Source organism: Achromobacter sp. Marseille-Q0513 (assembly GCF_018195695.1).
Taxonomy (GTDB): Bacteria; Pseudomonadota; Gammaproteobacteria; order Burkholderiales; family Burkholderiaceae_B; genus Achromobacter.
The window spans coordinates 1-10,444 of the sequence record NZ_JAGTJY010000204.1 but is presented as its reverse complement, the minus strand read 5'-3'; the positions used below and the strand labels follow the sequence as shown (position 1 = coordinate 10,444).

Sequence of the window (10,444 nt, the reverse complement as noted above, 5' to 3'; positions counted from 1 at the left end):
TCATGCCGTTGGACAGGCTGTTGTGGCCGCGGGCATCTATGCCCAGCACGTCCTGGTTGGCGCGGGTGTTGTTGACCATCTGCACGTTCAGGTTGCCGCCGTTGTAATTGGGCGTGTCGCTGTCGGTCAGCGTCACCGACGCGCCGGCATCCAGCCGCACGGGCGAGCCCTTCTCGGTGTAGGTCACCGCGTCGCCGTTCAGGTTGCCGATGACGGGCTGGTTGTTGGGCAGCACCTGCATGGTCTTGTTGACGGGCGAACTGTCGGACGTGCCGTCGTTGACGACGAAGGTGATCGTCCGGTCGCCCTGGTTCGGGGCGAGCGAGCTGTCGCGGTAAGTGACCGTGCGCAGCGCCGCCTCCCACTGGGCCACCGTGGCGATGCCGCCTGCCGAAGTGAGCGTGAGCACGCCGGTGCTCGCGTTCCAGCTGCCGACGATATTGCCGTACAGCGCGCTGTTGGTGTTGGTGAACGCAAGCACGTCCTCGCCGCTGCGGAAGGTGCCGCCGGTCAGGGACACCGTGGCCTTGGTCAGGGTGGGACTGTCGGCATCGGTCAGGGTCAGGTTGGCGTCCACCGGCACCGGGAGGCCGCTGCCGTTGCTGTAGCTCGATGAGCCGGCCGAGGGCGTGACCACGGGCGGCGGATTGGTTACCACGGGCGTGCCCAGCGTGATGGAGTCCAGTGCCAGGCTCGCGGACTTGGCTCCGTCGTTGGCGGTGAAGCGGACGGTATCCAGATTGCCCCAGGCGCTGCCGAATACGAGCGTGCCGGCGTTGTAGGTCGAGGAACCCTTGGTGTAAGTGATGGCCCAGTCGCCGGTGCCGTAAGTGCCGCTGGTCCTGAGGTCAATGTTGATCTCTATGAGGGCGGTTGTTCCAGAACCGCCGTCATAACCGGCTATCACGAACTTCTGGGCGAATCCGCTGGGTCCGTCAAAGGCGTTGATCGTCAGCGATTTGAGCGCGAAGTTGTTCGCCAGGTCCAGCGAGCTGAATTCGAGGTAGGTCGCGCCCGTGCCGGTAGTGCCGCCCATATTGCTCAGCAGCACATTGCCGGTGAATCCGGTAAACGTTTCCCCGAAATATGACAAGGCGTTCGTCACGTCCATGATGGCGCTGCCGTTGGTGGTATAGCGCACGCCAGCGATGGTCAGGCTGCCCGTGTTGTTGGGCGGCTGGTTCCAGATATCGAAGTCCTGGCTGGGCGGAGCGGCCAGCAGGCCGTTGTAGACGAAGGACAGCGCCGTCGTCTCGATGCTGCCGCTGGCCGCTTCCAGCGTCCAGTTCCCGCCCTGCGCGGCCGCGCCGGTGCGGTCCTTGGAGGCGGCCACGTCGGCGTGCGTCAGCTGCGCCAGCCGCGACAGCAGTTCGGCGCCCTTGGCGTTGGCGCCGATGTCGCAGCCATAGAGCAGGATGTCGCCCTGCTCGGTCAGCGCCGCGCCGATCTGTGTCAGCTGCGCCTGGCGCGCGCCGAGCGCGGCGGCGTTCAGTTCCACCGAGCCCAGGCGCAGGCTGCCTTCGGCGCCGTGGCCGATGATGTGGATGGCGTCGATGCCGCTGCGGCCGCGCAGCGCGTCGGCGATCTGCTGCAAGCCGTCGCGGGTCTTGTCCAGCACGATGACCTCGGTGCCGGGCCGCAGCTGCGCGACCAGCTGTTGATAGTCCTTGACCTGGCTGTCCACGAACGCGACCTCGCGGCGCGGCGCGTCCGCGGCCATGGCCGTGCGCGCCACGTCGGCGGCGGCGGGCGTGGCGTCGGCCTGGCGCGCGGCGTCGGCGCGCTGCGCCTCGGCCGGCGGGGCGGCCTCGGGCCGGGCGGCATGGGCGGCGTCGGCTGTAGCGGCCACGGCGGCCGCGTCGAACATGAAGCGTTGTTCCAGCGCCAGCGGGCGCGCGGCCGGTAGGCGCGCGGCCGCCGGCAGGCCCGCCGCATCCGGGCGCGCGCCGAGCAGCGCGCGCTTGACGGCCGGAGCGACCTTATTCCACAGAGAGCGTTGGTTCGAGGTCATGGTATGTCCTGTCTTGCAGGGAATTCGGGGCGGGCCGGCGGCCCGGAAGGGTCAGCGGACCGACGGCGGTTCCATCAGCACCTGTCCGCTCATGCCGGCGATCAGGTCGTCGAAGTGCCCGTCGATGCCGGCGTTCACCTTGATGGACTGGCTCACCGGGTCGACCCGGGCGGCCAGCCATTGCACCTTGGCGGGATAGGTCTTGCCGGTTTCGTCGATGCGCACCTGGAACGCCGCGCCCGGCTTGAGCCAGACCAGCCAGCGCGACGGCACCAGGAACTCCAGTTCCAGCGCCGTATCGTCGATGATGTCCAGCAGCGGCTGGCCCGGCTGCGCATACTGCTGTTCGCGGATCTTCTGCTCGGACACGCGGCCCGCGTAGGGCGCGGTCACGCGGCATTTGTCCAGCAGCGCCTTGCTCGCGGCCACCTCGGCGGCGGCTTTCTGCACTTCCGCCTGCGAGATCTCCAGTTCGACCTTGCCCACCGAATTGAGCTGGGCCAGCCGCTGGTTGGCGCGCCAGGTCTTGTCGGCGGCATTCTGGCCGGCGTGGGCCTTGTTCAACTGGGCCTGCTGCAGGCTGCAATCGAATTGCACCAGCAGCTGGTCCTTCTTGAACGCGCCGCCCTCGGTCACGGCCAGGCGCTGCACCTTGGCGCCGATCTCGGCAGCCAGCGTGGTGTATTGCCGAGGCGCGAGCTGGGCGCGGATGTCGCGCGGCTCCAGCGCGCCGCCCGGCGCGGGCGCGGGGATGGCCGGCAACGCCGACGCGGGTTGCGTCTGCGGTTGCGGCTGCGCCGTTGCCGGCGCGGCGCCGGCCAGTCCCAGGGCCCAGGCCAGGCCGATCACGCGGGCCAGGCCGGTTCCGCGCCGCGCGGCGTCCTGGAGAATCATGGCAGTTTTCCGCTTTCCCATTGCGACAGGCCGCGGGCGACGGCGGCGGTCAGTTCGGGCAGCGGCATGGCGTCCGAGCCGTCGATCGCGGGCTCCAGTCCCAGCGTGGCCTGCAGGCGCGCGGCGGCGGCCTGCATGTTGGACAGGGCCTGGTAGCGGCGCAGCGACGACAGGATGGCGCCAGCCTGCTGCGAGACCTGTTCCAGCCCGGCCTGCTTCTGCGCCCGCACCTGATTGTCGACATGGCGTGCGATGCGCTGGTCCACGCCGGCGATCTCATCGGCGCGCTGGTATTGGTTCATCGCGTTGCCGAATTGCAGGCGGGCGATGTGCAGCTGCGCCAGCACGGCCATCTGCGTGGCCAGCCGCTTCTGGTCGGCCAGCGACACGCCGTCCTTGGCCAGCTTCCATTGCTGCGGCGCCGACAGCAGGCTCAGCAGGTTGAACGAGACCTGGACGCCGGCTTCGCGCCAATGGTCATTGATCAGGTAGCTGTCCGTGCTTTTGTTCAGCGAGTAGTTGAACGACAGGCCGGGGAACATGCGCAGCAGCACGCGCTTGGTTTCTTCCTGGGCGATGCGGGCGTTGTACAGGCTCTCGCGCAGGTCAGGATTCAGCATCAGCGCGCGCGCTTCCAGTTCCTCGACCGGCTGTTCCAGCCATTGCGGACGGGGATTGAAGCCGGGCTCCACCACGCGCAGGTTCTGGGTGTCCAGGCCGGGCGGCAACCCCATCAGCGAGGCCAGTTCGATGCGGGACGCCGACAGTTCCTCCTGGATGGCTTCCAGCAGGCGCACGTTCTCCAGCAGCTGGCGCTGGTAGCGCAGGGGCTCCAGCGGTGAGCGCAGCTGCTCGGCCTCGGCCTTGCGGGCGTCGGCCAGCGCCTTTTCCGCCTGGTCACGGGCCGAGCGCAGCGAGCTTTCCAGCGCCTGGCTGGCGACCACGCGCCAGTAGGCGGTGCGCACGTCCTGCACCAGCGTGTAGATGGCCTTGCGGCGGCGCTCGGCGGCGATGCGCACGCGGTCGGCGTTCTGGCGCGCGGCGAAATAGCTCTGGCCGAAATCCAGCAGGCTCCAGGACAGCGTCAGGGCGCTCTGCGTGTAGTCGCGGTCGGTCGAGATGTAGGGATGCGCCAGCGAGGGCTGTCCCGTCACCGAGTCCGTGCTGCGGGTGATCAGGTCCTTGTCGCGGTAGCGGTAGCCGGCCGACGCCACCAGCTTGGGCAGCATGTCGAAGGTGGACACATCATAGGTGCCCTGCGCCACCGCTTCCTCCATCGCCCGCAGGCGCTGGCCGGCGTTGTACTTGATGGCGCGCGCGATCGCTTCTTCCAGCGGCACCGGGCCGCTGACCGGCGCCACGTCCCTGGCCAGGGCCTGGCGGTCGGCCTGCACCTGGGTCTTGATGTCATCCGCGCTCAGCGGCTGGGCGGTGAAGCTGGCGCAGCCCGACAGCAGCGCGCCGGCGCCGATCACGCCCCACAGGCGCAGACGCAGCGGGGGCAGGCGCAAGGAACGGCCTTGTATGGAAATATTCATCGTCTTGTTTGTAGTTTCTTGTTACTTGTATGGTTGAGACGCGCGAAAGCCATACCCTGGCGGTAGAACATGGAGCAACAGCTGGGTGTGCCGAGAGTCCGAAGCTGGCAGGACGCGGCGGTCCTGGAGCAGCCCTGAGGTGTTAACGGTTCAGCGAGGACGAATCCTAAGGCAGCAGTAACAAATTCCACAATTGGGGATTGTCGTCACCGGTCGCGATTGTTGCGAAATAGCCTGGGCCGGCGAAGTTTGCCGGACGTCATTGCGTCACGCCACGGATTGTGTTGAGTACGCTGCGCGCCCGGTCCGCGATGTCCGCCTGAAGCCCTGCCGTCACCCGCCGTCAGGCATCGAGCCGAATCTGGCGGGCGAGCGGCCCGTTCATTCGTAGCGCTGGCGGGCCGCCGACCACTTCAACGTCTGCTTCCAGGCACCCTTCTGCTGGCGCAGCTGGATGTCGAAGTAGCCGCCGGTCTTGCCGGGCAGCAGGGACAGCGTGTTGCTAGCGTCCGACTCGATATGCTCGCGCGTGCCGTCGGGATTCCAGTCGCCGGCCAGCATCTTGTAGAACGCCATCGGCTGGGCGAGCACCACGCGCAGCGCGCGGCCCTCGATGCGGAACAGGTACAGCGCCTCGAAATCGGCGCCGCCGCCGGAATAGCCCTCGCTCCAGCCGGCGCGCACGCCGAAGGCGGTTTCGTCCGGGCGGATCTGGTAGCGCGCCAGGTCGAAGCGCTTCCAGCTTTGCGGCGCGGCCAGCATGGGCTTGCCCGCGTCCTGCATCGCCAGGTCGATGGGCGGATCGATGTTGGAGCCTTCCCAGTCCGTTTGCGCGGACACCGGACCCTCGGTGCGCGCGACCAGCGCCGGCGCGCCGTCCGCCCCGGTTTCGAATACGCCGAACCACACGGACTTCTGATCGCCCTCGCTGCCGGACAAGGCCACGCATTCGTTGCGCGAGTACTTGGCCGACTGCACCGCCGCCTCGGCCGAGGCCGCCAGGCAGACCATGCCGACGTAGGCGCGCTCGCGCTGCGGCCAGGGCTTGGCGCCGGCCAGCACCAGCCGGTCGGCGGGCTGGCCCGGCGCCAGTTGCCGCAGCAGGAAGTCCGCCGTGAAGCCCGCCGGCAGCGCCGTGCCGAAACCGTCCGGCGCGGGCTTGCCCGACATCTGCTGGTCGAACATCTGCCTGGCCGCGTCGGTCTGGATGGCGTCGCGCACCTGGTCCAGCGATTTGACCGTGGTCTGGGCATGGACGGCGGGCAGGGCGAGCGCGAAGGGCGCGGTCAGCAGGGCGGCAAGGCGCAGGCGCATGATGGGCGGATCCGATGAGAGGCAGGCGGGCGCGGCCCTTGCCGGACCGGCGTTCTATCTCGGCCGGCGACAGGGCAAGGATGGTGCGCGGGTGGCTGATTGTAGAGGGGACGCGGCGCGCATCGCTCCGACATGATATGGCGCTATATTCGTAGCGCCGATTTCCCTTCGAGCCCACCCTCAGCGCATTCCCGGAGCACTGCATGGAGACCAACGAAATCCACCGAGGCCGCCTCATCGATCACGTCCATCTGGTCGTGCGCGACCTGCCCGCCAGCCAGCGCTTCTACCAGGCGGTGTTCGACGTGCTGGGCGTGCCCATGGGCGGCGTCAGCGACAGCTTCTTCTGGGCAGACGAACTGTTCGTGTCCACCGCCACCAGCCCGGCTGCGCAGGGGCAACTGACCGGCCGCCATCATCTTGCCTTCCAGGCCCGCGACACCGCCATGGTGGACGCTTTCCACCAGGCCGCGCTGGCCCACGGCGGCAAGGACAATGGCGCGCCCGGCTATCGGCCCTATCATCCCGGCTACTATGGCGCCTTCGTGCTGGACCCGGACGGCAACAATATCGAGGCGGTCTTCCATGGCGAAGCCCGCCGCAGCGCGCCCTCGGTCAAGGTGACGTTCTGAACCACGGCGCCGCGCCCGCCGTGCGCGCAACGTCCGGCCCGGCGCCTTGATCCTCCTGCCCATGCTCCACGCCTCGAACGCCGTTTACCGCCGTCCTTCCCCCTGGCTGCGCCTGCTGGCGGGCGTCTGCCTGCTGCCGCTGGCCGCCTGGGGCGCCGGCGCGCTGTGGTTCCAGTTCCCGGGCGGCGCGGCGGCGCGCGGCGTGGCCGTGGCGGCCTGGGCCGCGCTGCATCTCTGGCTGCTGTGCCTGCTGATCGTCGGCCGTCCCTGGCGCGCCGGCCGCCGCTGTTGGGCCGGCTGGGCGCTGGCCGTCGTCGCGCTGCTGGTCTGGTGGCACACGCTGCGGCCGTCCAACGACCGCGACTGGGCCGACGAGGTGAGCCGCATGCCGCAGGGCACGGTGCAGGGCGACCACGTGCGCCTGCAAGACGTGCGCAACTTCGACTGGCGCAGCGACACCGACTACGACGCCCGCTGGGATACCCGCGACTACGACCTGAGCCGGCTGCGCAGCGTGGACATGATCCTGTCCACCTGGGGCATGCCGGCCATCGCCCACACCCTGGTGTCCTTTGGCTTCGACGATGGCCAGCGCGTGGTGTTCTCGGTCGAGATCCGCAAGGAGCGCGGCGAGCAGTTCTCCGAGCTGGGCGGCTTCTTCAAGCAGTTCGAGTTGAGCGTGATCGCCGCCGACGAGCGCGACATCGTGCGGGTGCGCACCGCCGTGCGCGGCGAAACGGTGTCGATCTACCCCATCCGCATGCCGCCCGAGGCCATGCGCGCGCTGTTTCTGTCCTATGTGGACACGGCCAATGCGCTGCGCGGCGAGCCGCGCTTCTATCACACGGTCACCGCCAACTGCACCACCATCATCTACCAGATGGTGCGCGCCATCGTGCCCGGCCTGCCGGTCGACTACCGCCTCCTGCTGTCCGGCTACCTGCCCGAATACCTGTATGAACACGGCGGCCTGGACGCCAGCCGCCCGCTGGACGCGATCCGGCGCGATGCCGACATCACCGCGCGCGCGGCCCAGGCCGGCAATACGCCGGCGTTCTCGCAAGCCATACGACAACCTTTCCTGTCCCCCCGACCATGAAGCATTCCCTCGGGCTCGCCACGCGCTGCGCCGCGCTGCTGCTGATCCTGGCGATCACCGGCTGCGCCGGCGTCAAGGTCGCGTCCGTCAGCACGCAGGACTACATCGCCCAACGGCGCGGCGACGTGCTCACCACCGGCAAGCTCAGCGCCGCCGCCAGCGAGGCACTGGCCGTGCTGGGCCTGGACGCCGACAAATGCCGCGCGTCCGCGCTCAACTGCACCAGCGCGCTGCGCGGCAGCGACGGCCTGGACACCGAGCGCCAGCTGTCCACGTTGTCCGAGGTCTGGCTGCTGCACGCGGTGGAACTGGAACGCCAGCGCTCCGTCGCGGCGACCGACCGCGACGAGCTGCTGGACGCCTACCTGCAAAGCGCGCGCTACGCCTACGCCTACCTGTTCCACTCGCCGCGCCCGCCGGCCGAGCGCGCCTTCGAGGACCGCCAGACGCAGGTGCGCGACTACTACAACTACGCGGTGCAGCAGTCCGTCACCCGGCTGTACGAGCATTACCGCGACGCGCCCAAGGCCGATGCCGCGCGCGGCGGCGAGAGCGGCCGCATCGGCGACTGGAACATCCACTTCCTGATGGACGAGGTGCGCCTGCCCGGCGGCAAGACCACCCCCTACGAGCTGATCCCGGCGTCCACGCTGACCTTCAGCGGCCTGCGCAGCATGTACCGGCGCGACGGCTTTGGCGCCGAGCTGGTCGCCGTCATGGCGCGCAGCGTCAACGACAAGGACACCTTCGAGCAGCCCTATAGCGAAACCCCGTTCCCGGCGCTGTCGGTGATCCTGTCCTTCAAGGGCCGCACGCTGGCCCAGATCCTGGAGACGCACGACGCCGCCTTCACCGTCTCGGATCCTTATCGCCGCTACTACGTGTCGCTGGGCGGCATCTCGGTGCCGCTGGCCGCCAATTTCACGTCCGGCTACGGCCTGTGGCTGGCGCGCTCGGGCTTCGCCACGCAGGCGCTGCGCAACGCCATCGGCACGTCCGACGGGCTGGCCGAGCCGCATATCTACCTGCTGCAACCCTACGACCCCGATCGCCGCATCATCGTCATGCTGCACGGCCTGGCCAGCAGCCCCGAGGCCTGGATCAACACGGCCAACGAAGTGCTGGGCGACGAGGTGCTGCGGCGCGGCTACCAGATCTGGCAGGTCTACTACCCGACCAACGCGCCCTTGCCCTACAACAACGCCGAGATCCGCAAGGCGCTGCGGCGCACGCTGGAACACTTCGACCCCATGGGCACGGCGCGCGCCTCGCGCGACATGGTCGTCATCGGCCACAGCATGGGCGGCATCCTGAGCCGCCTGATGGTGTCCTCGTCGGGCAACGTGCTGTGGAAGGCCTTGCAGGAATACCGCACGTTCACGCCCGAGGAAATGGCCGAGGCCGAAGCGGAATTCGGCGACATGATGCGCTTCGAGCCGTTCCACGGCATCACCCGCGCCATCTTCATCGCCACGCCGCATCGCGGCACCGAATTCGCCGAGCATCGGCTGGCGCGCTGGGCCTCGAACCTGATCACGCTGCCGGCCACCGTGCTGCGCAAGTTCGCCCGCATGAGCCAGCGCGCCGAAGGCGGCGAAATGCCCGGCGGCGAGCCCTACTACATCCCCAACGGCGTGGACAGCCTGAGCCCCAAGGACCCGTTCATCCAGCTGCTGCCACAGATGCCGATCTCGTCCAACGTGACGTTCCACAGCATTGTCGCCACCGACAAGCCGGACGCGCCGCTGGAGCAATCCACCGACGGCTTCGTCACGTATCAGAGCGCGCACCTGGACGGCGCGGCGTCGGAAGCGGTGATTCCGTACACGCACAGCGTGCAGGAAGCGCCGGAGGCGATATTGGAGATCCGGCGGGTGCTGCGCGAGCATTTGGGAGCGGCGAAGTAGGGACTTGCAGAAATAGAGGAGGCTGTCTTGAAGCTCTTGAGGTATATCGTCAGGTACGACCGTGGCTTGGCTCCGAATCCGTACTTCGGCGTATGTTCCCTGGCGCTATGCACGCCGAATCATATGAACGCGAAAGTCGGACGGGGAGATTGGATCGTGGGGCATGCGCCGCGAAAAGGGGGGAACCGGCTCGTGTATGCGATGCGGATCACCAATGTGCTGGATATGAGTGATTACTTCGACCAGTTTCCGAGCAAGCGGCCGGATCCGGCAGGCACATTCGAGCAACGGCGCGGAGACAATATCTACTATTCCCGTGATGGCCAGTGGCGGCGAGCCCCATCCCTGGAGCACAACACGGTGGAGAATTTCCGGCAAGACTGCGGCAGGACGGTCTATTTGGCCGAAGGGGCCGAAAATTACTGGTATTTTGGAGCCGAGGGCGCATTGCGGGCTCAGAAGGAGTTTCCTTCCAGGTTCCCGAGGCTCGTGCACGCCGGAAGAGGAATCAGCTACGTCACCGACCCACGCGTCATTGCCGGGTTTGCGGCGTGGCTGGAATCCCTGGGGCGTAGTGGATTGATCGGAGAGCCTGGCGACAGGGCGCTGCTGCCTGATTCGGACTACCTGATCGCAATTGATCCTGATGAGCAATGGGTGCGGGTAGAAGACGCCCCGGGCGCCTCGCCGCTCTCCTATTCTTCGTCATCGATAGGAGAAAAAAGAAGCGTAAAGCGCTGTGGTACCTGTTGAGCGTGGATGGACCTGGCAGCATCGCGAGGGTAGATCATGATAGAAAGTGAGACATAACGACGAAAACGTAGCATTGCGTTTCCGTGCGTGGTGTGAGTCTTGTCGCAGGGCAATACTCTGAAACGTTCTAAAGGCAGTTTGGATAGATAGTCGATTTTTCGTCCGTAGAATGCCGTCTCCATCAATAACCCCCGGCTGAATAAGAGCGAACCATGAAAAAAACCATTCTTCTCGCTTCCGTCTGCGCCGCCTTGCTCCAGGCCTGCGCCCCGGCGTCCAACTCCACTCGCGAAGGA

General features: G+C 67.5%; 9 protein-coding genes. 4 read left to right on the top strand and 5 right to left on the bottom strand.

Annotated features, from left to right (window positions below; all coding sequences use genetic code 11):
- The 4 genes from KDH83_RS26755 to KDH83_RS26740 all read right to left on the bottom strand — a co-directional run.
- Positions 1-2,011, bottom strand: a 2,011-nt coding sequence (locus KDH83_RS26755) for a DUF4347 domain-containing protein (RefSeq protein ID WP_212321262.1), incomplete at its 3' end; no start/stop codon positions are given.
- A gap of 51 nt (positions 2,012-2,062) precedes the next feature.
- A complete protein-coding gene (locus KDH83_RS26750; protein WP_212321261.1) occupies positions 2,063-2,905 on the bottom strand; it encodes an efflux RND transporter periplasmic adaptor subunit in 843 nt (280 codons plus the stop codon).
- Complete coding sequence (locus KDH83_RS26745; RefSeq protein WP_249205378.1) at positions 2,902-4,443, bottom strand: TolC family protein; 1,542 nt, start codon at positions 4,441-4,443, stop codon at positions 2,902-2,904. The genes KDH83_RS26750 and KDH83_RS26745 overlap by 4 nt, the downstream gene beginning before the upstream one ends.
- 381 nt (positions 4,444-4,824) lie before the next feature.
- Positions 4,825-5,757, bottom strand: coding sequence for a hypothetical protein (locus tag KDH83_RS26740; protein WP_212321260.1), 933 nt, complete (start codon positions 5,755-5,757; stop codon positions 4,825-4,827).
- Between the two features lie 203 nt (positions 5,758-5,960).
- Between KDH83_RS26740 and KDH83_RS26735 the strand changes: the two genes are divergently transcribed.
- The 4 genes from KDH83_RS26735 (at position 5,961) to KDH83_RS26720 (ending at position 10,148) form a co-directional block, all read left to right on the top strand.
- Positions 5,961-6,389, top strand: a complete 429-nt coding sequence (locus tag KDH83_RS26735) for a VOC family protein (protein WP_212321259.1) — start codon at positions 5,961-5,963, stop codon at positions 6,387-6,389.
- A gap of 61 nt (positions 6,390-6,450) precedes the next feature.
- Complete coding sequence (locus KDH83_RS26730) at positions 6,451-7,488, top strand: DUF4105 domain-containing protein (protein WP_212321257.1); 1,038 nt, start codon at positions 6,451-6,453, stop codon at positions 7,486-7,488.
- The gene (locus KDH83_RS26725) at positions 7,485-9,395 is read left to right on the top strand and encodes an alpha/beta fold hydrolase (protein WP_212321255.1); all 1,911 of its coding nucleotides are present in this window, start codon (positions 7,485-7,487) and stop codon (positions 9,393-9,395) included. The genes KDH83_RS26730 and KDH83_RS26725 overlap by 4 nt, the downstream gene beginning before the upstream one ends.
- Before the next feature lie 27 nt (positions 9,396-9,422).
- Positions 9,423-10,148 (top strand): hypothetical protein, encoded by a 726-nt coding sequence (locus KDH83_RS26720; RefSeq protein ID WP_212321254.1) that lies wholly within the window; start codon positions 9,423-9,425, stop codon positions 10,146-10,148.
- Here the strand turns inward: KDH83_RS26720 and KDH83_RS26715 are convergent.
- The coding region (locus KDH83_RS26715) for a hypothetical protein (RefSeq protein WP_212321253.1) at positions 10,091-10,444 on the bottom strand (354 nt) is incomplete at its 5' end. The two genes, KDH83_RS26720 and KDH83_RS26715, sit on opposite strands and share 58 nt — an antisense overlap.

Coding starts and splice junctions, on each gene's coding strand:
- KDH83_RS26745 (WP_249205378.1), bottom strand. CDS start 4,443: ATGAATATTTCCATACAAGGCCGTTCCTTGCGCCTGCCCCCGCTGCGT.
- KDH83_RS26725 (WP_212321255.1), top strand. CDS start 7,485: ATGAAGCATTCCCTCGGGCTCGCCACGCGCTGCGCCGCGCTGCTGCTG.
- KDH83_RS26730 (WP_212321257.1), top strand. CDS start 6,451: ATGCTCCACGCCTCGAACGCCGTTTACCGCCGTCCTTCCCCCTGGCTG.
- KDH83_RS26750 (WP_212321261.1), bottom strand. CDS start 2,905: ATGATTCTCCAGGACGCCGCGCGGCGCGGAACCGGCCTGGCCCGCGTG.
- KDH83_RS26740 (WP_212321260.1), bottom strand. CDS start 5,757: ATGCGCCTGCGCCTTGCCGCCCTGCTGACCGCGCCCTTCGCGCTCGCC.
- KDH83_RS26735 (WP_212321259.1), top strand. CDS start 5,961: ATGGAGACCAACGAAATCCACCGAGGCCGCCTCATCGATCACGTCCAT.